Source organism: Nitrospiraceae bacterium (assembly GCA_020632595.1).
In the GTDB taxonomy this organism is placed as follows: Bacteria; Nitrospirota; Nitrospiria; order Nitrospirales; family UBA8639; genus Nitrospira_E.
On the sequence record JACKFF010000001.1, the window covers coordinates 685,758 to 707,095 of the forward strand.

Consider the following 21,338-nt stretch of genomic DNA (forward strand, 5'->3'; position numbering starts at 1 on the left):
GTTCCGTTGGTTCGAACACAATGACCCTCTGCGCCTGTCCTGATCCAAGTTCAATCGTACCCTCTCCCCTCAAGCAATGACTGACGGTTTCGGAAGACTCCTGATAGCTCGTTTTGTCGGCTTTCGGTTATTACCGGGCCAGATTGTCGCATTAGCCGCCCTCGGGCTCATTCTCTTCGGTGCCTGCCTGCTCATGCTTCCATTCGCCACTCATCCCGGAGTGAACATTTCATTCCTTGACGCGCTCTTTACGGCAACCTCTGCAGTCTGCGTGACGGGTCTCATCGTCGTGGATACTCCTCAGGATTTCACCTTGTTCGGGCAAGGCGTGGTTCTCGGATTAATTCAGATTGGAGGATTAGGATACGCCTTGATGGCCACGATGATCTTACTCATTCTAGGGCGTCGACTCGGGTTGCGAGACCGTATGATGCTCAGCGAATCCATGAATACGATGGATTTACAGGGATTGGTCCGGTTCGTGAAGCTGGTGGCCATGATTACTTTCGGCTTAGAGGGCCTTGGCGCGGTGTTGCTCACGCTTCGCTTTGCCGTCGATTTGCCTTGGGGAACCGCCGCCTATTACGGGATATTCCATTCCATTTCGGCATTTAATAATGCCGGGTTTGCCCTTTTTTCCGATAGCTTCAAGTCCTTTCAAACAGACTGGACCATCAATGGAATCATCACCATTTTGGTGATTTTCGGAAGCATCGGGTTTTTTGTCTTTGAAGATCTTCTGGGCAATCTTCGTGGGCAACGCTTTCGTTTACAGACCCATACCAAATTGGTGCTGGTCACCACCACCTTGCTTATCGTGGGAGGAACCATAGGCATTACCATATTGGAGTGGAACAATCCCGCCACATTCCAATCCGCCTCCATCGGGAAAAAGCTGACGATTTCCTATTTTCACTCCGTTTCCCGTACCGCAGGGTTCACATCCATCGATATCGTCGACATGCGCGATGCCACCCTCTATTTCCTGTTATTATTGATGGCCATCGGAGGATCACCCGGAAGTATGGCGGGTGGCCTCAAAACGACCACTGCTGCTATCGTATTTCTGACCATCCTAAACATGCTTCGTCGGGATCCGGACGTCGAGGTCTTTAACCGGCGAATACCCCAGGACCTCATTACCCGAGCCCTTTGCTTCACCGTCCTGGCCATTGTCATGATTACCGGCATGACCCTCCTGTTGGATTCGACCGAATCCCAACCATTTTTATTTCTGATGTTCGAAATCACCTCAGCCATGGGGATTGTAGGAATGTCCTTAGGAAACGGTGAAACACTGAGCTTATCGGCTCTCTTTACCGACTTTGGAAAAGTGATGATTATGCTGTCCATGCTATTGGGGCGGTTCGGGCCGTTAATGATCGGGTTATTTGCCGTGAAAACGGCAGTCAGCAAACCTTATCGTTATGCCAAGGCCCGGGTGATTATCGGGTAAATCGACTCAGACAATCCGTCGCTGAAGCCTGAATATAAAAAATGCCAGGGTCGGAAGCGGAAAGAAGACATAAGGCAAGACCCATAACCACACATTTTTCCCTCTCACCCTCGCTTGATCATACATCCAGACAAAGATCCAAATCATTAACAACACATAATTGGCCGTAATCCATTGAGTCGTCCGGACATGTAACTGGCTTTCCCCCTCCCCGCCGATCAGGAAGAAAAACATTCCCTCCAACAAGACCAACGCCAGCACTAATCCAAGAACCAAGGGTTTACTCCACACATACATGATTTGGCTCCTTCTTCAAAAAATAGTTTTTTCCGGCCTCCGTAAGGACCCTATCCGGTCCACCTGCGACAAGCTCTAACGTGGCATAAGAGACCGGCGCAAATCAAAAAATTCTCCAAGGGACGTCCTATCGATTGCCTCCTGACGTCTTTCACACCGACACACTGAACAGATTTCTCCTCCATAAAGTTTCAGACCATTTATTGTTGGAGGAATTATCCTGAAAATTTCAAACCGCAACCTGACATTTTTCTAAAAATTTTTTCATGTAGGGTCATATTTATGTGCATAACTTGTTGGATGAAAATTTCAGACTGTTGATAACCCTGAAAATTTATTCAGAACTCCGCACGAAATATTAGGTTTTTTGAACTCACATGTTCTGCACAGAAATCCCCATCTATGAGTCACTAGTCACAACATTTAGTATTGACATTTTTTTCGATCCGCTATAGATTGTGGGCCATTGGTTTATACCAATTATTTCTTCCGGTTTTATTTTTTCCTATTTTTCTGATGTGTGCAGGCATTTGGCATATGCCCATTCTTTCCTGCTAGAGGCCATTCATTCGCCGATTCGCTGCATTGATGGCTTCTGGTTCCACTGCTTGTTGTATGAACTCCAGGCTCCCTGAGAGAATACCAGGCAGTGGAGAGGCGCAATTCCAATGTGCTCTCTTGGAAGGCAGGGATGCCAGATGAGGCGGAAAAAATGACCGAAGAATTACCCCTCAGGTTTGCAGTCTCTTCCAAAGGAGTCCTACATGAAAATTGACCGTCGATTCACAAAAACCGGTGAAAGCCCGTATCAAACCATTCCCTTCTCACACCGATCATCAGAAATCCGGAATCCGGATGGCTCGGCCGTGTTTCATCAAGACAACATTCTGGCCCCGGAACATTGGTCTCAATTAGCGGTCGATATTTTAGCCCAAAAATATTTTCGCAAAGCCGGAGTTCCCCAATTTGACGACCAAGGACAACCCCTCCTCAATGAAAAAGGCGACACTATTCTAGGGGGGGAACGGGATGCCAGGCAGGTGTTCCATCGACTAGCCGGTTGCTGGACGGAATGGGGCAAGACCCATCACTACTTTGATACGCCTGAAGATGCTGAAACCTTTAAAGACGAACTCAGCTATATGTTGGCCTGGCAAATGGCCGCTCCGAACTCTCCCCAATGGTTCAATACCGGACTGCACTTTGCCTACGGCCTGTCAGGACCTTCACAAGGACATTTCTACGTAGACCCGAATACCCATCGGGTCAAACAAGCCCGCAATGCATATGAGCGCCCTCAAGTCCATGCCTGCTTTATCCAATCGATATCTGATGATTTGGTGAATGAAGGCGGGATTATGGATCTGTGGGTTCGGGAAGCCCGCCTTTTCAAATACGGGTCAGGCACCGGTACCAATTTTTCCAGGCTACGAGCAGATGGAGAATCGTTATCCGGAGGAGGCCGCTCCTCAGGACTGATGTCCTTCTTGAAAATCGGCGACCGGGCGGCCGGAGCCATCAAATCCGGAGGAACCACCCGCAGGGCTGCAAAAATGGTCTGTCTGGATTTGGATCACCCGGACATTGAAGAATTTATCGATTGGAAAGTCATTGAAGAACAAAAAGTGGCCGCCATGGTCACGGGATCAAAAATTTGCGCGCGCCATTTAAATGCCGTGTTAAAGGCCTGTCATGTTTCCCGCCAGGACGGAAGCACTCAAATCGAGACCAACCCTCGGGACAATCCGTCGTTACGTGAGGCCATCCAGGCCGCAAGGGAAGCATCGGTTCCTGAGCCGTACATTCAACGGATGTTTCACTATGCCCAGGAAGGATTTACCCATTTTGTGTTCCATGAATATGACACGAACTGGGATAGCAAAGCCTACCAAACCGTGTCCGGACAAAACTCCAATAATAGCATCAGGATTCCCAATGAGTTTCTTGACGCCCTTCAAGCAGGAGGGGATTGGAAGTTGACCCGACGCACCGACGGTTCCGTATGCAAGACCATCCCGGCCAAAGACTTGTGGGATCGAATTGCCTGGGCCGCCTGGATTTGTGCCGATCCAGGCGTGCAATACGACACCACCATTAACGAGTGGCACACGTGTCCCCAGGATGGACGGATTAACGCCTCGAATCCTTGCAGCGAATATATGTTCTTGGATGATACGGCGTGCAACTTGGCCTCACTCAATTTAGGCCGGTTCCTGAATACGGAGGGGCAGTTTGACATTGAAGGATTTCGACATGCCGTACGGTTGTGGACGATTGTCCTGGAAATCAGCGTGCTAATGGCGGGATTCCCCAGCCGGGCGATCGCTGAAAAAAGTTATGCTTTCCGGACCCTTGGCCTTGGCTATGCCAACCTGGGATCCATTCTGATGAAAATCGGAATTCCCTACGATTCTCCAGAAGCCCTTGCCTGGTGTGGTGCCATTACGTCCCTGATGACGGGTGAGTCCTATGCCACGTCTGCGGAAATGGCCGGTGAATTGGGGCATTTCAATGCTTATCCGCGCAATGCCGAAGCTATGCTGCGAGTCATACGTAATCATCGACGCGCGGCCTACAATGCTCCTCCAGAGGAATATGAAGGCCTCTCCATCCCGCCGATGGCCATTCAGCCGGATCAATGCCCCTCAGACCTTTTGAAAGCGGCGCAACAATCCTGGGACCGGGCATTAGCACTTGGTGAACAGCACGGCTATCGCAATGCACAAGCCACGGTGATCGCCCCGACCGGCACAATCGGATTGGTCATGGATTGCGATACCACCGGCATCGAACCGGATTTCGCTCTGGTGAAATTCAAGAAACTGGCCGGTGGTGGCTACTTCAAAATTATCAATCAAAGCCTTCCTCCCGCGTTACGGCATCTTGGATACAGCACAAGCCAGATTCAAGATATCATCACCTATGCGACGGGAACTCGAACGCTCAAACAGGCCCCCTTTATCAACCATGACACGTTGCTGGCCAAGGGATTCGATCGCGAAGTGCTGGAACGCATGGAGGCCACGCTGGACGGAGCTTTTGATATTCATTTTGCGTTTAACAAATGGACCCTCACTGAGGAATTTTGTCGAGAAAAACTAGGCCTGACCGAATCTCAGCTGCAGAGTCCTCAATTAAATATTCTCAAAATCCTCGGTTTTACTCAGGAAGAAATTCTTGCCGCAACGGATTTTTGCTGTGGCACCATGACCGTCGAAGGCGCACCGCATCTCAAACCTGAGCATTTGTCAGTGTTTGATTGCGCCAACCGGTGCGGACGCATTGGACAACGATTTATTTCTCCGCCGGCCCACATCCGGATGATGGCAGCCGCCCAGCCTTTCATCAGCGGAGCCATCAGCAAAACCATCAATATGCCGGCAGAGGCGTCCGTGGATTCCGTGAAGGAGGCCTATATGCTGTCCTGGACTTCCATGGTCAAAGCCGTAGCCCTGTACCGGGATGGATCGAAACTGAGCCAACCGCTCAATACGGTGAGTGAATGGGGCGATTTATCCGCCCAGAACGAGCACATCGCCTCCGTGGCAAAACAAGCGGCCTCACGTGTCCTGGTCCGTTATCTGGCGAAACGCCGTCCCTTACCGACCCGTCGAGGCGGGTATACCCAAAAGGCGATTGTCGGTGGTCACAAAATCTACCTCCGAACCGGCGAATATGAAGATGGAACTCTGGGCGAAATATTTCTGGATATGCATAAGGAAGGGGCCGCATTCCGAAGTCTGATGAACTGTTTCGCCATTGCGATTTCCCTGGGATTCCAACATGGCGTACCTCTTGAGGAATATGTGGACGCATTTGTGTTCACTCGATTTGAGCCAAACGGACCCGTCAAGCTCAACGACCATATCAAAATGTCCACATCGATCATCGACTACATTTTCCGCGAACTGGCGATCACCTACCTGGACCGGCACGATTTGGAACAAGTCGCCCCTGAAGATCTTCGCGTGGATGCACTCAAGAAGGAAACGGATATGCCGGATGATGGCGAAGAAGGCTTAGTGGACCCACGCTCACTCAGCTCAACCTCAATCAGTCCCGAAGTGTTTCCCTCCCGGAAGCCCGTAGGAAACGGGGCAGGAAAGAACGGAGAGCACGGGAAAGTCGCCAGGAAACTGGAAATGAAACGCGAGACCCTCACCATCACGGAAGTACAGGAAGCCCGCCAAAAAGGCTATGAAGGCGATCCCTGTCCGGAATGCAAGCAATTTAAGATGGTAAGGAACGGAACCTGCTTGAAGTGTGACAACTGCGGATCTACCAACGGATGTTCGTAAAAGGATACCCTTATTCATCTGTTTTCGCCTTCTCTTGGTTTTTGAGCTATTAGCCACTAAAATTTTTTGAGATTGAAAAAGGCCACGATTCTTCTGAAGAACCCCTTCTTCAGAGGACGTGGCCTTTTTCTCGTAGATCAGTCTGGAAGATGGGAATGAGAATTTCTATTTCTATACCTTTGAGAACTCGACCAAATTTATTGAACCTAGGAAAAAGTCCGGCGTGTAAAAACATAGCTATCTAACAATCTTTACAAATTGGTTCTCCCTTGAAGAAGTCATGTCTAAACTAGGCGCTACCCCAGATTTTATCGGATTTCAAAAAGTTTTAATCGGCTTGACACAAATTCTATGTGGGGAGATGCAATTAGCTCAGATATGACAAAAAGAGCTTGCCAAACCTAATTTGAGATTGGTCTTTTGATGGATATGTAACTAACGAAGAAGGGAATCTTTAGAATGGACCGGGCCAAGATGAGAATAGCAGACAAGGCCGCTCTTTAATTACGAACAATACGGATTAGACCCTAAGCTCATGACCGCAAGGGAAGGGGCAACTCCTTCGGTGCTGGTTTCTCTTCCGGCTTTCTGACGAGATCGGGCCGGGCCTTCAGTATCCATGAAACGGCCTGCTCGTTATAGCTTCTCAGCTGGCCGTAAACTATCCATCGCATGCTGTGAACCGTATCAATATAATCATTAAAACGATCCTGCGTGATTTCATTTGGGGCCACTTTCAGTAATGTTGGCAGCAGGCAGCTTTCACAACCGGAAGCTTGCTCCTGAAATGACGGGTACACAAAGTGTTTCGCCAAATCAAGCCGGTGACACAAGATACGGGCCAGTTGGTTGTAATTTCGTTCTTTGTTTTCCTTTCCTGTAATCCCGAGGATCTCTTCTCCATACAGGTAGATTTTTTCCCATGTGATAGCGTATGGCGCTTTTTCTAAGAGCCTGTCGAGTAAATGGCTAGTGCCCCCCAACAGTTGCTCATCAAACGCCGACGTCACGACATGCTTAGCCATTTCCGGACGTTCGCATAAGATATCTGTCATCCAGACAAAACACCTTTCCTGGGTGCTTCGATCAAGATAATCGATAATGGATTCGATCAGCTTAATCTCTTCTCTGGTAACGAGCGATCGATCCCGGAGAATGATGTCTTTGGCTCTGCGGACGCGACTCCTGACAAGTTCAATTTTTGACCCGCCATTCAGCATATACCCGTTATCGTAATCAGCCCGTTTTTCTTCGTGACTGAGCACGGCATAGGCTTCGTTGATTCTGATCATCCTTTCCTTGGCGGCCTGTCGTTCTGATTGTGGGACGACGTCCTCATGATTTTCTTTGACAAACTTCCGCCATGCGCTCTGAACTTCCTTCAGGAGTGCATCTTCAGGAATACCCAGAATTTGGTAATAGTTCAATCCGTCAATCATGTTGTTGTTCTAAGGGTTCATCCTCGATACGGACCATAGTCGCGTAAAAATATACGCGAAGGACAGGGTTCCACACCAGAGATTCTGTTGTCAGATATAGGAAATCAGCCAAAAATTTTCCAAATACTGCAGATGTCATGCTGTTGCGAGCCAGGAGAATTGGTTACCACTTACCTCCTACATCAACCATACATGTTATTTGGTATTCCTCAATCTCATGTCCCAAAGCCTTTAAAAAAATATTTATCCCCAGAATTCACATCGTAAATTCCCTTTTCGCAAAGGGCATTGTGAATTCACAGCAAAATTATCCACCACCGTTCACACCTTTTCCACAAATTGTGACATTGACAGAGATATTTCCCCTCTATATAAGAGGTCGCATTCATAAAAATTTAACTCCCTTACATTCTCTTTACTCTACCCCCATGAATGCACTGCTGGTGATTTTCTCTGGCTTTCCTTCAGTTAGAGTGATTGGTGTATTTCCCTGCCAGTCTTGTTCATCTCAGTGTTTCGTCCTCAATAGAAGTCAAGGCCAATTTTCGACGCTCATCAGCTTATTCATTGGATTTTTTTTATAAGGTTTTTTATTTTTTAAGAGGCCTATCATGGAAAGCCGTCCCATCATCGACCGCGCAATCGTTGCAAAAAATTGGCATGCTCGCGGATTTTCCTGTGGGGTGTGGATTGATCATGCCGGACGTGAATGGAGAGCCGCCACCCAGGATTTGGAAGAAATATTTATGGCAATGTCAGGAGAATTGGAATTAGAAATAGCAGGAGAGCGGATTCAGACATCTGTGGGAAAAGAAGTTCTGATTCCCAGTCGTGCGCCTTACACTATTCGTAATATTGGGGGCACAACCGCTCGTTGGCTCTATGGGCAAAAACGGTCGCCTTCCGCTCCACCCCAACCGGTCGAGTCAAATCGCGATCTCATCCATACCCCACTATAGAGTTTGACCGGATTTGGCCACTTTTACGAGTAGCCTCACCGTCACTTCGCATCTTTGGCACAACGGAATCCTGTGGTCAGGTCCTGAAAATCAACTTCCCCTTTGGAGCGGGCGGTCACCCGCAAGTTTACCGGCTGGTCTTCCCACGATCCCCCGCGCAATACTTTATAATCGCCTTCCGCCGGCCCTTGAGGATTCTTTTTCGGGCTTTCTTCATAATAAAAACGTTCGTACCAATCATTGACCCATTCAGCCGCGTTTCCGGCCATATGGTACAAGCCATAGGCACTTTTTCCACCCTGCTTCAACCCGTGACGAATACTCATGCCCCTGGTCCCACTGGTGACCGGGGAAAGCGTCAATTTATAGCTGACCCACCCAGTCGTCCCCTGATTATAGTTGGCGATATCCACAAATGGCTGCATGTGCCCCCATGGATACCTTCGCCCATCTGTACCCCGAGCGGCTTTCTCCCATTCGGCCTCCGTGGGCAGGCGTTTTTCCACCCACTGACAATACCGATTGGCATCGTTCCAGGAAATACCCACAGCCGGTCGAATCCCTAATTCTCCAGAAGCAACACTGTCATCCCACAGCGGTGGCGGTTCAATGCTGTAATCGGCATCTAATAATTTCTGATATTCCGCCATGGTCACTTCGTACCGATCAATAGAATAGGCATCCAGCCAAACGGTATGTTCCGGTCGTTCGTTTCGAGGGCCGTCATTATCTCCCATGAGAAATTCTCCTTCAGGAATCAGCACCATTGAACCCGGCGGTCCATCATCTTGCACCGGAGCATCCAGCCAGGAATTTCCTGCATTGGATTCTTGAGCCAAAGTCGTCCCGCTCAAACCATTGAAAATGGAGAATACAGCCAGTATGACCATTAACCATATGTGCGTCATAACACCTCGCCAGAAATTTGAATAATTAAATGCTTGTCTGCCATACGCGTCACATTCCACCGCCAAATACCCACTGGAATCGGAATTAATCATCAAACACACTTAGGTATCGGCAATATCTCCGCCCGTCAAATACCATTTGACCGGATTCAATGACGACTCTTGGATGATGCGCATTTACAACAATTATATGACAACCAAAAGAAATGCCTCCCTCAAACAGTAGAGTAAGATTCGACAGGCCGCAAAAAAGTACGCTTGTTATGTTTACCATATCGAACTTAACCGAACGAGTGAAGAGGCCTTAGTCGATTTCCTTTAAAGACCTACTACCTTCTCTGTAATCAATCACAAGTAATGATTAAAAATTAAAAAAAAAGCCGTTGAAGAAACCTTCAACGGCTTAAGCTATGGCGTCCCCAACGGGATTCGAACCCGTGTTGCCGGCTTGAAAGGCCGGCGTCCTAGGCCAGGCTAGACGATGGGGACGCAGTAAATCAGGATGTGTATTAGGCCTTTGTATGATAAACACGGAAGCGATGGACCCGGCATTCTATCAATGGAGAAAACACGAGTCAAACCATGAAGTTATTCTCAACTCTCTGAATACTATCCGCTCACAACGCAGGACGTGGCTCCGACTGTAGCTTTGCCTCCCATTTGTGGGATCTCCCGGAGAACGCCTCGACACCCCGTGAGGAGACCCCCCATAATTGCGGGCATACACAAATCAGTAAAGATGGTGAAGGAGTGGGCCTGTAAGCCGGATTCTGTACTAGATGAAACAAATTTCATCCAGTGGTGACCATTTCTCTGGAACCTAGATTACCCTAGGCTTCAAGCAACCTACCCGAGAACCTCGACCGGGCCGGTCTCTCTCCCAGTTCGGGAAGAAATCGCTTCCTTCGACAAACCGGGGATCGTTCCCCTATTTGGTTTTGCTCCAGGTGACGCTTACCCTGCCACCTGTGTCACCACAGGCGCGGTGGGCTCTTACCCCACCATTTCACCCTTACCTGGCAAAAACAAAGGAATTTGCCATTGGCGGTATATTTTCTGTGGCGCTGGTGTCGGATTGCTCCGCCTGGGCGTTACCCAGCACCTTACCCTTTGGAGTCCGGACTTTCCTCTCACGAAAATTTCCGTGAGCGGCCACCCGGCCCACTCGCACCATCAGTAACTATCGTAGGTTGAGATAATAATGAAAGCAAGAGGCCCGTCACATCGAGAAAAAGCTATTCGGTCGTTTCCTCTTCAAGATGCTGAGCCATATAAAGAATGCGGTGGCAATAGGAACAATCCAATAGTTCGTCACCGCGTTTCACCTCCGCAACCACTTGAGGAGGAAGCTGAAGCTGACATCCCCCACAGGCCCCGTCACGAAGCTGGGCGACGGCATATCCTTTTCTCAAGGTCTTTAAGCGGTTGTATCGAACCAGGAGTGGCTTATCCACCAGGAGAGAAAGTGTTGTTTGCTGACGGTCCAAATCGGCTAATTCATTCGCTAAAGTGGCAAAATGATTCTCCAATCTCGCCTTTTCGCTATCAAAAACTTTTTGGGCTTCCGTGGATTGCTCTTCAAGCTCCTTAAGGGCCTGCTCGTTCTGTTCCACCCGCTCCATGATTTCCAGCACATTCTCCTCGATAGAATCTTTTTTCTTTCGAGCTAACTCTATTTCAAACAGATGCGCCTGGTATTCTTTGTTCGTTTTTAATTCAGAAAGCCGATTTCTGATTTTCTGGAGTTGTTCTTCTTGAGTAGCGAGTTCCCGTTCGGAGCTTCGCCGTTGCTTCACGAGGGATTCACCGGTATTTTTAAGGACTTGCAGCTTGGCCAGAATATCTTGAAGCGGGGTTTCAGCAGACTTGAGAAGCTCTGGAGCTTTTCGCAACTGGTCTTGAATCTGAAAAATTCGAAGATCAAATTTTTGAAGATTAATCAGGTATTGCAACTGCAAATTCACAAAATCCTCAATATCCTATGACATGTTTGCTCACCGGTTACTCAAGTCCGGCCCTGTCTCATGGTGGGCCCACCAGGACTTGAACCTGGGACCAACTGATTATGAGTCAGTCGCTCTAACCAACTGAGCTATGGGCCCGAGATCATAAAGGCGCACACACCCTTTTACCATAAACGGCGCTCAGGAAAAACTCCCCCCCCTGCGAATTTTATTCCTTCGAAGGGGGGAAACTCAGGTGGAAGCCGTTAATAAGGCCTTTTTCTGACGAAGCACATTGGACTCCGCGACCAAAGCATCGACCAGGTCCTGGCGCCCTTCCCGTTGTGCAACCTTAAGTTGCCTAATCACCTCGTCCATGAGGCGTTGGATCTGGTTTTTCTTTAAAACACGGAGACATCCGGCGACATGAATAGATATTTCGTCACAATTGTATTCCCCCACGCTCAACCGGGAAATAACCGGTTCATAAGCCGGATCCTGACTGAATTCCGCATGCAGGGCATCGAGGTTCACATGCCCATCTGCATCCGTATGCTGAAAAGCCTTGCCAAGAATATGGCGATACAGTGGGACAGTAAAGGTACCTTCATCGAGTTGACGAATCTGATTCGGTTCCAGGCGACCTTGGAGTAATAACACAATAAGATCCCGTTCCTCTGGCTTGCCTTGAGGAATAACCAGGTTCGTGGCACCTTGCTCCTTACCCTTTCCCGACGGAGTGACATGCATCGGCCGGGAAATAGTCGGGAGACGTTTACGGAGTAATTCCGGTCGAATACCCAATCGTTCTGAGACCACTTTCAGATATTCTTCTTTTTCTATGGGATTTTTAGTCTTATGAAGAATCGCAAGAATGTCATCCGCCCGCTTGACTCGATCTTGAATAGAATCATTTTTGGCCTTATTCAACACAGACATGATGGCAAAATCCAGTAGCGTGGCGGCTTTCCCCTCCAACTCACGAAACGCCGGCACCCCGTTTTTCCGAATAAATGTGTCAGGATCTTCACCGGCCGGGAGCAGCAGCACTCGGACTTCAATGCCGGAATTCATAAATAAATCAAGCGTCCGTAAGGCCGCGCTGATCCCTGCGGCATCTCCATCAAAGACGAGCATCACCGACGGGGCCAATCGGCGGAGAATCTGGACATGATCGGAGGTTAAGGCCGTTCCCAATGGTGCCACGGCATTTTCAATTCCATTTTGATGGAGAGCAATGACATCAAAATACCCTTCTACCAAATAAAACTTCCCGGAAGAGGTGGCTGACTGCCTGGCCTTGTCCATTCCATAGAGAGACCTTCCCTTAAAGAACAAGTCGGTTTCCGGTGAATTGAGATACTTGGGAGAGGCCCCATCTTTCAGGATCCGACCCCCAAACCCCACCACCTGACCACGTGGGTCGGTAATAGGAAACATCACCCGGTCGCGAAAGCGATCATACGTGGATATTCTGGCGCCATCCTCAGACTCTTTCCGCACGACCAATCCAGCCTGTATAAGTTCTTCCGGCTTGACGGATTGCTGTTCCAGCCATTTGGAAAGGCCATTCCATCCATCCGGAACGAATCCCAACTGGAATGTGTTCCAGGACTTTCTGGTAATTCCCCGCTGATCCAAATAATCCCGGGCAACTTGAGCTTCAGGAATTTCCAGAAGATTGCGGTGATACCAGGATGCGGCCAATTGATACAAATGAAAATACCGTTCACGAGATAATCCTGATGAAGTCTTCCCCGTTGCTTCCCGACGTTCAGGCAGGGGCACCCCTGTCCGTTGGCTTAACTCACGCAGAGCCTCCATGAAATCCATACCTTCTTGTTTCATCAAAAAGGTAAAGGCATCTCCTCCGACACTGCAGCCGAAACAGTAAAACATTTGTCGAACGGGGTTGACCGAAAATGAGGGAGTTTTTTCTGAATGGAAGGGACACAGCCCTTTAAAGTTTTGACCCGCTTTGGAAAGACTCACGTATGTGGAAATGAGATCAATAATATCAATGCGATCTCGAATTTGTTGAAGAATCTCGGGAGGAACCCCTCGTTTTTCGCCTGTCATCTCACTTCTCACCACGGACTGCGTTAGGGACACATCACGAATGCCGTTCCCTTCGGATACCAAATACTCTCGGGACTCTTTATCCCCGGCAAACCGGCTTTACCCTGGAGGCCACGCAAATGTTCGTCCGCCCATAACGTGAAAATGCAAATGAAAGACACTCTGCCCGGCTCCCGGTCCGGTATTCGCCACGACCCGATATCCGCCATCGGCAATTTCCCGCTGCCGGGCCATCTTGGCACAGACGACCATCAGGTGACCCAACAAGGCGGCATCTGTCTCTTTCGTGTCATCCAAAGACACCACGTGCCGCTTGGGAATTACCAACATATGCACCTTCGCCTGGGGATTGATATCATTAAACACGAACGCGTGTTCATCCTCATACAATGTGTCCGCGGGAATAGCTCCCTTGACGATTTGACAAAAAAGACAATCACCCATGAGTCGAGCCTCCTTCGGCCTGTCGAATTCCTGATTTGCCAAATCGCTTGCCAAGCTCTTGATAGACGTCTTCAGGAGGAATGGAAAAATGCCCGAGCATGATGAGGGTATGAAACCACAAATCTGCCATTTCATAAATAATTTCTTCCCGATCGCCATTTTTCCCAGCGAGAAGGACTTCGCCGGCCTCTTCCGCCACCTTTTTCAACATACGATCGAGGCCTCCCTCCATTAATTTGGACACATAGGAATCAGGGCTCGGGTGGGCCTTCCGATCGCCAACCATTTCATATAGGCGCCGGGAAATACCTCCCCAGGCCGTACCGGAGAAGAGAGCGGCTGGCTCTTCAGAAGTCGAAGAAGGTAGAGGAGAAAAAAAACATGAGCGGGTTCCGGTATGACACGTCGGCCCAATGGGCTGGGCTTTCACCAAAATCGTATCCCGATCACAATCCACAAACATTTCCTTCACAAGCAATTCATGCCCGGACGTCTCGCCTTTTTTCCATAACCGTTTTCGAGATCGACTCCAGAAATGAACCCGTTGGGAATCGCACGTCATCTCCCATGCCTGTTGGTTCATGAACCCCACCATCAAGACGGTCCCGTCCAACCAATCCTGCACAACACAGGGGAGCAATCCTTGTTCATCAAACTGCAATGTGGTTATCGAAGAGACTTCGCTCATTGGCCGTTATGCAATTGAGACTGGGACGGTTCCAGGGCGCACAGGGATACCTTGTTGAGCCAAATACGATTTGGCCTGTCCGATGGAATACGTTTGATAATGGAAAATAGATGCCGCCAGCACCGCATCTGCCTTTCCTACATGGAACGCCTCATACAGATGCTGAAGCGTGCCCGCGCCTCCGGAGGCAATGACGGGAATAGAGACGGACCCGGAAATGGCCGCCGTTAAGGCCAAATCATAGCCGTCCTGCTTTCCGTCCTGATCCATACTGGTCAAAAGAATCTCTCCGGCACCATAGTCCTTCATCCGTTTCGCCCACTCCACGGCATCAAGCCCGGTCAGGTTCCGCCCTCCATGGGTAAAGACTTCCCATCCGGCTTCACCCCCTTCACATGTGGGCACCCGTTTCGCATCAATAGCCACGACGATACATTGCGAGCCGAAACGATTGGCTGCGGCTTTTACGAAGTCCGGATGTTCCACAGCAGCGGTATTAATGCTGACCTTGTCCGCTCCAGCCTCTAATAACCGCCGGATATCCTCAATGGTCCGGATCCCTCCACCAACCGTGAGCGGCATAAACACCTGCTCCGCCGTCCGAATCACCACATCTAAAATCGTATCCCGTTTTTCATGTGAAGCGGTAATATCCAAAAAACACAGCTCGTCCGCACCTTCACGATCATACACCTGCGCAATGTGAACCGGATCTCCCGCATCGCGCAAATTCACAAATGAAACCCCTTTCACTACTCGCCCGTCTTTAACATCCAGGCAAGGGATGATTCTCTTCGTCAGCATGATGTTTGAGAGGCTTCTGCCAAGGCCACCATTTCAAGAGCCGCTTTCAAGTCCAAGGTGCCTTCATACAAGGCCTTTCCTATAATAATTCCGGAAATCCTGCTTCCGATGGCCTGAATAGTCTGCACATCCTTCAGGACCGTCACCCCACCAGAAGCAATAACGGGAAACGGCGAGATGTCCACAGCTTCTCGTAGAGATGAAATATTTGGTCCTGCCAACATGCCGTCCCGGGAAATGTCGGTAAAGACCATGCCGCCCAAGGGTAAGTCTTTTACTGATTCAAAGACCTGCCGTGGCGTCAGACTGGACACGGTCTTCCATCCATGCACCGCGACTAACCCCTGCTTGACATCAATTCCGATTAAAATTTTATTCGGAAACTCTGTCGCGGCAGCCGCCAAAAAATGAGCATCCTGTAGGGCCGCTGTCCCAATCACTACCCGGTCCACTCCACAGGACAAGTAGGCGCGAATGGTTGACGTGTTTCGTATGCCCCCACCCACCTGCACGGGAATGGCTAACCGTTTGGTAATGGCTTCAATGTGTGATAGATGCTGAGGTGTTCCGGTCACGGCCCCGTCTAAATCCACCACATGAAGGTAGCGGGCCCCAAGACTTTGCCAGTGTTCCGCCATCGCCGCAGGGTCATCGGAATACCTGGTGACCTGATCCATCTCGCCCTGTCGCAAGCGGACACATTTCCCGTCCTTCAAATCAATTGCAGGAATCAGTAGCATCGGTTAGGGATTCTCCTTCGGGGATGGAGCAGGAAGCGGAGGCCCCTGTTCGCCCAAGCCGACGGGGAAGGCCTTCATCACCTTGTTGACACCCAATTCGGCAAGTGTAGCGGCAGTCACAAACCCTCCACCCTTTTCAAAAAATCCTACCACATCCTGGTTAAGCGGTTTTTGTTCCTCAAAAAACTCCCCGGTCCACAAGACCATTCCATCAGACGGTCTGATGAGGTACACTTCAAACCCTACTGCGGCCGGCTTGGCTCCAAGCTTGCTCCCTTCACGCTCACGATATGTCCGGACGAGTCCCGCTACAACTCCATCCACCTTTAAGTGAGCTCCGACCTTTTGGGCCATGACGGGCAAGGCCATTTCTTTTTCGGAGCTTTCCTCGCCCACCACGGAAAAAGACTCCTCTGGACCAATCACCCGCAAGGAAGGCCGGCCGGACAACACAGAAGCCACTTGCTTCGTAATTCGATGTGCGGCCGTTTCAGGCACCACATAACGAACTTTTTTGAATTCTGTCCCATCCGCCTGATCAGTCCCCGGCAACCGAAATTGTGTACGAATTTCTTCAGGATCCCTTACGCCTCCACGTGAGCTACTCGCCAATTGAGGGGTTTTAATGGTCTGAAAAGGAAGGACAGCGAGACTGGATATACGGGAGGGATCAAATTGCGGAGCGGCCTCAATTTGAACTTTAGGGGGAACACATCCCACTCCGAGACACCACCACCCGATAAGGCTCAAGACCAGGAACCGGGAAGGCAAGGGTCTCGACCGCCCATTGATCGCAAGACACCTTCTCCTCATTGCCAATCACCAAAATTCTTTAAAAGCTGCAACCCGACGGCCTGACTTTTTTCGGGATGCCATTGAGTAGCAAACACATTGTCTTTCCAGACACTACTCGCAAAAGAAATTCCGTAGTCGGTTTGGGTACTGACGAGAGCACCGTCCGTCGGTTCCACATAGTAGGAATGCACGAAATACACATAGGAGTCGGAGGCAATGCCACGTAAAGGCGGAGCAACCGTGTTGATCTGAATCGTATTCCACCCCATATGAGGAATTTTATACGAGGTCCCTGCATCATCAGACGGACGGGGAATCGCTTTCACCTTCCCGGACAGAATCCCTAACCCTTGATGATAGCCAAATTCTTCGCTTTCCGAAAACAGCAATTGATACCCTAAACAAATGCCGAGAAAAGGTTTTCCCGAAGCGATGGAACCGTATATGACATCCATCAACTCAAAGCGAGCCAGATTGTCCATGCAATCCCCAAACGCCCCCACACCCGGCAACACGACATGACTGGCCTGGTCAATCACGAGAGGGGCTCGAGTCACGACCGCTTCATGGCCCACACATTCAAACCCTTTTTGCACGCTCCGAAGATTTCCCATCCCATAATCAATAATGGCAATCATGTCCTGGCTGTTTCCCTCTCTCCTTCCACTGATTCTCACCTTTTAGAGCGACCCCTTGGTGGAGAGCACTCCCTTAATTCGTTCTTCCCGCCTGACCGCTTGGTCCAAGGCCTTCGCAAACGCCTTAAAAATCGCTTCCATGATGTGATGAGGGTTTCTTCCATACAGCACATTCACATGAAGGTTTAACCCTCCCTGGCTCACGAATGCCTGAAAAAAGTCTTCAAACAATCCCAAATCAAACGACTTAATATAGCGTGTGGGTAACACGACATTGTATACGAGGTATGGACGGCCACTCAGATCCACGGTCACCTGGGCCAAGGTTTCATCCAACGGCACCGCCGCCCACCCGAACCGGGTGAGGCCCTCTTTGGTCCCGAGAGCCTGGGTTAAGACCTGTCCCATGACAATCCCCACGTCTTCGATCGTGTGATGGTCATCAATCTCGATATCCCCTTTTGCTTCAACCGTCAGATCAAAAAATCCATGCTTACCGAACAAATTCAACATGTGATCTAAAAACGGGATCGAGGTCTTAATCTGATTATTGCCGCATCCGTCGAGACCCCATTCTACTCGAACGGCCGTTTCCGCGGTTTTCCGTTCTTGGGAAGCCGTTCTGGGAACAAGATGTTGGTTCATGTCCATCGACTCTCCATTGATCGCCCATGTGCATCCAGGCCTTCCAGCTTAGACAGCCGCATCACCGGAGCATGGGCTTTGCGCAATGCGGCCTTTGAATAGGCCACCACATTGCTGGTTTTCATGTACTCATCCACACCCAAACACGAAAAAAATCTGGCACTCCCACCAGTTGGTAACACATGATTGGGCCCTGCCACATAATCCACCACTGCGGGAGGGGTATAGCGTCCAAGAAAAATGGCACCGGCATGACGTATACGTGACACATAATCTCCCGCGCGATCCATATTCAATGATAAATGCTCAGGCGCAATCTGATTGGCTAATTCAAACGCCTCATCAAAGGATCGCACAACAAACGCCATGGCATGATTTTGAATGGATCGGGACGCAATTGCCTGGCGTCCCAACTGTGCGAGTTGGCGGGTCACTTCAGTCACGACCCGTCTGGCAAGAGTCAGAGAAGTCGTCACCAGATACACACAGGCTTCCTCATCATGCTCGGCTTCACAAAGAAGATCAGCTGCCACATGCCGTGGGTTACTGGCGGAGTCGGCAATGACCAGTAACTCACTCGGACCCGCAATCATATCAATGTCGACCCGGCCGTAGACCAGGCGTTTGGCCGAGGCCACATACATATTCCCGGGACCGACAATTTTATCTACGGGCCGGATTGTCGAGGTGCCAAACGCCAAGGCCCCAATGGCTTGGGCTCCACCGACCCGATAGATTTCATCCACTCCAGCGACATCCGACGCCACCAACAACGCGGGGTGGATAATGCCGTTCGGCGTCGGCGTACACATGACGACTCGCTTTACTCCAGCCACTTTCGCGGGGATGGCATTCATGAGCACCGATGACGGATACAGGGCTTTTCCGCCTGGAACATACACACCGACGGCATCTAACGGCGTGATCCGTTGGCCTAATTGAATCCCCTGTTGACGATAGACCCAGGGCTTCCTTCGTTGTCGACGATGAAAGATCCGAATGCGATTCGCCGCATATTTCAGCGCTTGAATATCCGAGGACGGTAGTTCGGCGTATGCACGCTCGACGTCTTTTGCTGTCACACGAAGGCTGTCCGGACTGATCCGGACACGATCGAATTTCCAGGTCAATCGCTGGAGTGCCTGATCGCCCTCTTGCCGAACAGCATCCAATATTGTCTTGACGGCTTTTTCAACCTTGTCGTTCTGGTGAACGGCCCGCTGACAAACACGATCCACCGCTTGCGAAAACTCTTGGTCCTTGTGGGAAACAATTTTCATGCATGAACCTTTTTGGAGCGGGAACGAGAAAGAATTTTTTTCACCCGAGCAATCAGTTCGGTAATCACAGCATGTTTCATTTTTAAGCTTGCCCGATTCACAATCAATCGGGCAGATGACCAGGCGATCACTTCATCCTCGACCAGATTATTGGCTTTCAGAGTGTTTCCTGTCTCCACCAGATCGACAATCCGATCGGCCAATCCGACCAATGGAGCCAACTCGATCGACCCGTAGAGCTTAATCAATTCCACAGGCAACCCCTGCTGGTTAAAATACCGTTCGGTGATCGTGGGATATTTGGTTGCCACCCGAAGCTTGGAAGACATCCGTTGCACAAGCTGTGGCCCGTTCGGCCTGGCGACGACCAGCCGACAGACCCCCAAGTTCAGGTCAACCGGTTCATAGACATCCGGGCTCTGTTCCAACAAGACATCTTTCCCAACCACCCCTAAATCGGCAGCGCCATATTCAACATAGGCCGGCACATCACTTGGGCGTACAATTAAGACCCGATGCCCATGCTCCGGGAATTCCAAAATTAATCGACGGTCGTCCGCTCGAACATGATATCCCGTATAGCCGGCCTGGCGGAACAATTCAAGAGTCGGATCAAGAAGTTTACCCTTGGAAAAGGCAATGGTAATCCTTTCGCTCATGACACCTCGCGAACGCGGACAATCCTCGCACCCAGGTCCTGAAATTTTTCTTCCAGCCGTTCATAGCCGCGGTCTAAATGATAAACTCGGGACACAATCGTTTCGCCATCAGCCGCCAACCCGGCCAATACCAAGCCTGCACTGGCGCGTAAGTCCGAAGCCATGACGGGGGCACCGGTGAGCAAGGGCACACCTTTGACCACGGCATGCGGGCCATCAATCTCAATCGACGCTCCCATCCGGTGAAGTTCCGGGACGTGCAGGAATCGCCCTTCAAAAATGGTTTCGGAAATCACGCTCACGCCTTCTGCCACCGACATCAATGCCATCATTTGGGCTTGGAGATCGGTCGGGAAGCCGGGATAGGGGAGCGTCTTAATTTCCACCGCTTTGAGGGGACCGGAACGGCGGATTCGCACACCGTCATGGCTTTCGGTTAACTCAGCACCCATTTCCTGAACTTTTTTCAGGACGCTGCCCAAATGATCTGTTACGCACCCCTTTACCATCACATCCCCACCGGTAATGGCTCCGGCCATCAAATAGGTGCCGGCTTCAACTCGATCGGGGATCACCCAATGCCCTGCCCCATGAAGCTCCTTCACCCCTTCAATTGTAATGGTGTCCGTTCCCACTCCATGGATTTTTGCACCTCGCTTGGTCAGGAAGGCACACAGGTCTGTGATTTCCGGTTCCCGTGCAACATTATGCAAACTCGTGGTCCCTTGCGCCAGGCAAGCCGCCATGATCAGGTTTTCCGTGCCCGTGACTGTCGGGAAATCCAAGTCAATCCTTGCCCCTTTAAGACGACCCGCTTTCGCATGGATATATCCATGCTCCACTTGAACTTCCGCCCCCATCATCTCCAATCCTTTAAGGTGAAGGTTCACCGGTCTGGTGCCGATCGCACATCCACCCGGCAGAGAAACCTTGGCCTCTCCCAGCCGAGCGAGTAAAGGCCCGAGGGCTAAAATAGACGCTCGCATCGTCTTGACTAAATCATACGGCGCTTCAATCGATTGCACCTGAGCCGCATCCAGCCTGATTCTGGCACCTTCCTCCTGAACCGTCACTCCCAATAAGGCCAGTAATTTCCCCATGGTCATGACATCACGCACGTGTGGAACATGGTCAATGACGCATTCCCCACCCCCTAACAACGTCGCTGCCAAAATCGGCAAGGCGGCATTCTTGGCTCCGCCGATTTCCACGGACCCCTTTAAGGGCAATCCACCTGTGATTCGAATTTGATCCACTGACAATATT

At 50.2% G+C, this 21,338-nt stretch carries 18 protein-coding genes, 2 tRNA genes and 1 other RNA gene; 3 read left to right on the top strand and 18 right to left on the bottom strand.

Features of this window, described 5'->3' with window-relative positions; genetic code table 11:
- The first annotated feature begins 76 nt into the window (after window positions 1-76).
- A complete protein-coding gene (locus H6750_03060; GenBank protein MCB9773292.1) occupies window positions 77-1,456 on the top strand; it encodes a hypothetical protein in 1,380 nt (459 codons plus the stop codon).
- A 6-nt stretch (window positions 1,457-1,462) separates the two neighbouring features.
- Here the strand turns inward: H6750_03060 and H6750_03065 are convergent, their stop codons facing one another.
- Window positions 1,463-1,753, bottom strand: coding sequence for a hypothetical protein (locus H6750_03065; GenBank protein ID MCB9773293.1), 291 nt, complete (start codon window positions 1,751-1,753; stop codon window positions 1,463-1,465).
- Between the two features lie 764 nt (window positions 1,754-2,517).
- Here H6750_03065 and H6750_03070 point away from each other — a divergent pair.
- Window positions 2,518-6,051 carry a vitamin B12-dependent ribonucleotide reductase gene (locus H6750_03070; protein ID MCB9773294.1) on the top strand — a complete coding sequence of 1,178 codons (3,534 nt, stop codon included), beginning with the start codon at window positions 2,518-2,520 and terminating at the stop codon, window positions 6,049-6,051.
- A gap of 533 nt (window positions 6,052-6,584) precedes the next feature.
- Here H6750_03070 and H6750_03075 read toward each other — a convergent pair.
- Entirely contained in the window at window positions 6,585-7,490 is a 906-nt protein-coding gene (locus H6750_03075; protein MCB9773295.1) for a DnaJ domain-containing protein, read from the bottom strand.
- A 611-nt stretch (window positions 7,491-8,101) separates the two neighbouring features.
- Between H6750_03075 and H6750_03080 the strand changes: the two genes are divergently transcribed.
- Window positions 8,102-8,449, top strand: coding sequence for a cupin domain-containing protein (locus H6750_03080; protein MCB9773296.1), 348 nt, complete (start codon window positions 8,102-8,104; stop codon window positions 8,447-8,449).
- A gap of 41 nt (window positions 8,450-8,490) precedes the next feature.
- Here H6750_03080 and H6750_03085 read toward each other — a convergent pair whose 3' ends face one another.
- From H6750_03085 to murA, 16 genes are all read right to left on the bottom strand, one after another.
- On the bottom strand, window positions 8,491-9,357 hold the full coding sequence (locus H6750_03085) for an SUMF1/EgtB/PvdO family nonheme iron enzyme (GenBank protein ID MCB9773297.1): 867 nt from the start codon (window positions 9,355-9,357) through the stop codon (window positions 8,491-8,493).
- Between the two features lie 411 nt (window positions 9,358-9,768).
- Window positions 9,769-9,846: transfer RNA gene (locus H6750_03090), tRNA-Glu, on the bottom strand.
- Window positions 9,847-10,100: 254 nt separating this feature from the next.
- Window positions 10,101-10,525: RNase P RNA component class A (gene rnpB / locus H6750_03095), an RNA gene on the bottom strand.
- A gap of 67 nt (window positions 10,526-10,592) precedes the next feature.
- Complete coding sequence (locus H6750_03100) at window positions 10,593-11,321, bottom strand: hypothetical protein (GenBank protein ID MCB9773298.1); 729 nt, start codon at window positions 11,319-11,321, stop codon at window positions 10,593-10,595.
- Between the two features lie 61 nt (window positions 11,322-11,382).
- Window positions 11,383-11,459, bottom strand: a tRNA-Ile gene (locus H6750_03105).
- Window positions 11,460-11,552: 93 nt separating this feature from the next.
- Entirely contained in the window at window positions 11,553-13,379 is a 1,827-nt protein-coding gene (locus H6750_03110) for a DNA primase (GenBank protein ID MCB9773299.1), read from the bottom strand.
- A gap of 99 nt (window positions 13,380-13,478) precedes the next feature.
- Entirely contained in the window at window positions 13,479-13,823 is a 345-nt protein-coding gene (locus tag H6750_03115) for a histidine triad nucleotide-binding protein (GenBank protein ID MCB9773300.1), read from the bottom strand.
- On the bottom strand, window positions 13,816-14,484 hold the full coding sequence (locus tag H6750_03120; GenBank protein MCB9773301.1) for a bifunctional phosphoribosyl-AMP cyclohydrolase/phosphoribosyl-ATP diphosphatase HisIE: 669 nt from the start codon (window positions 14,482-14,484) through the stop codon (window positions 13,816-13,818). Before H6750_03120 ends, H6750_03115 begins: the two co-directional genes overlap by 8 nt.
- 33 nt (window positions 14,485-14,517) lie before the next feature.
- Complete coding sequence (gene hisF / locus H6750_03125; protein ID MCB9773302.1) at window positions 14,518-15,315, bottom strand: imidazole glycerol phosphate synthase subunit HisF; 798 nt, start codon at window positions 15,313-15,315, stop codon at window positions 14,518-14,520.
- The gene (hisA, locus tag H6750_03130) at window positions 15,309-16,055 is read right to left on the bottom strand and encodes a 1-(5-phosphoribosyl)-5-[(5-phosphoribosylamino)methylideneamino]imidazole-4-carboxamide isomerase (GenBank protein MCB9773303.1); all 747 of its coding nucleotides are present in this window, start codon (window positions 16,053-16,055) and stop codon (window positions 15,309-15,311) included. The genes hisF and hisA overlap by 7 nt, the downstream gene beginning before the upstream one ends.
- 3 nt (window positions 16,056-16,058) lie before the next feature.
- Window positions 16,059-16,868: a hypothetical protein gene (locus tag H6750_03135; GenBank protein ID MCB9773304.1), complete on the bottom strand. Its 810-nt coding sequence runs from the start codon at window positions 16,866-16,868 to the stop codon at window positions 16,059-16,061.
- Entirely contained in the window at window positions 16,865-17,488 is a 624-nt protein-coding gene (hisH, locus tag H6750_03140) for an imidazole glycerol phosphate synthase subunit HisH (protein ID MCB9773305.1), read from the bottom strand. Before hisH ends, H6750_03135 begins: the two co-directional genes overlap by 4 nt.
- Window positions 17,489-17,530: 42 nt before the next feature.
- Window positions 17,531-18,133, bottom strand: a complete 603-nt coding sequence (gene hisB, locus H6750_03145) for an imidazoleglycerol-phosphate dehydratase HisB (protein ID MCB9773306.1) — start codon at window positions 18,131-18,133, stop codon at window positions 17,531-17,533.
- Window positions 18,130-19,413, bottom strand: a complete 1,284-nt coding sequence (hisD, locus tag H6750_03150) for a histidinol dehydrogenase (GenBank protein MCB9773307.1) — start codon at window positions 19,411-19,413, stop codon at window positions 18,130-18,132. The genes hisB and hisD overlap by 4 nt, the downstream gene beginning before the upstream one ends.
- The gene (locus H6750_03155) at window positions 19,410-20,072 is read right to left on the bottom strand and encodes an ATP phosphoribosyltransferase (protein MCB9773308.1); all 663 of its coding nucleotides are present in this window, start codon (window positions 20,070-20,072) and stop codon (window positions 19,410-19,412) included. The genes hisD and H6750_03155 overlap by 4 nt, the downstream gene beginning before the upstream one ends.
- Complete coding sequence (gene murA / locus H6750_03160) at window positions 20,069-21,328, bottom strand: UDP-N-acetylglucosamine 1-carboxyvinyltransferase (GenBank protein ID MCB9773309.1); 1,260 nt, start codon at window positions 21,326-21,328, stop codon at window positions 20,069-20,071. Before murA ends, H6750_03155 begins: the two co-directional genes overlap by 4 nt.
- Between the last annotated feature and the right edge of the window lie 10 nt (window positions 21,329-21,338).

Excerpts from the sequence above, each read along its gene's own strand:
- H6750_03060 (MCB9773292.1), top strand. The coding sequence starts at position 77 with ATGACTGACGGTTTCGGAAGACTCCTGATAGCTCGTTTTGTCGGCTTT.
- H6750_03065 (MCB9773293.1), bottom strand. The coding sequence starts at position 1,753 with ATGTATGTGTGGAGTAAACCCTTGGTTCTTGGATTAGTGCTGGCGTTG.
- H6750_03070 (MCB9773294.1), top strand. The coding sequence starts at position 2,518 with ATGAAAATTGACCGTCGATTCACAAAAACCGGTGAAAGCCCGTATCAA.
- H6750_03075 (MCB9773295.1), bottom strand. The coding sequence starts at position 7,490 with ATGATTGACGGATTGAACTATTACCAAATTCTGGGTATTCCTGAAGAT.
- H6750_03080 (MCB9773296.1), top strand. The coding sequence starts at position 8,102 with ATGGAAAGCCGTCCCATCATCGACCGCGCAATCGTTGCAAAAAATTGG.
- H6750_03085 (MCB9773297.1), bottom strand. The coding sequence starts at position 9,357 with ATGACGCACATATGGTTAATGGTCATACTGGCTGTATTCTCCATTTTC.
- H6750_03110 (MCB9773299.1), bottom strand. The coding sequence starts at position 13,379 with ATGACAGGCGAAAAACGAGGGGTTCCTCCCGAGATTCTTCAACAAATT.
- H6750_03115 (MCB9773300.1), bottom strand. The coding sequence starts at position 13,823 with ATGGGTGATTGTCTTTTTTGTCAAATCGTCAAGGGAGCTATTCCCGCG.
- hisF (MCB9773302.1), bottom strand. The coding sequence starts at position 15,315 with ATGCTGACGAAGAGAATCATCCCTTGCCTGGATGTTAAAGACGGGCGA.
- hisA (MCB9773303.1), bottom strand. The coding sequence starts at position 16,055 with ATGCTACTGATTCCTGCAATTGATTTGAAGGACGGGAAATGTGTCCGC.
- H6750_03135 (MCB9773304.1), bottom strand. The coding sequence starts at position 16,868 with ATGAGGAGAAGGTGTCTTGCGATCAATGGGCGGTCGAGACCCTTGCCT.
- hisH (MCB9773305.1), bottom strand. The coding sequence starts at position 17,488 with ATGATTGCCATTATTGATTATGGGATGGGAAATCTTCGGAGCGTGCAA.
- hisB (MCB9773306.1), bottom strand. The coding sequence starts at position 18,133 with ATGAACCAACATCTTGTTCCCAGAACGGCTTCCCAAGAACGGAAAACC.
- hisD (MCB9773307.1), bottom strand. The coding sequence starts at position 19,413 with ATGAAAATTGTTTCCCACAAGGACCAAGAGTTTTCGCAAGCGGTGGAT.
- H6750_03155 (MCB9773308.1), bottom strand. The coding sequence starts at position 20,072 with ATGAGCGAAAGGATTACCATTGCCTTTTCCAAGGGTAAACTTCTTGAT.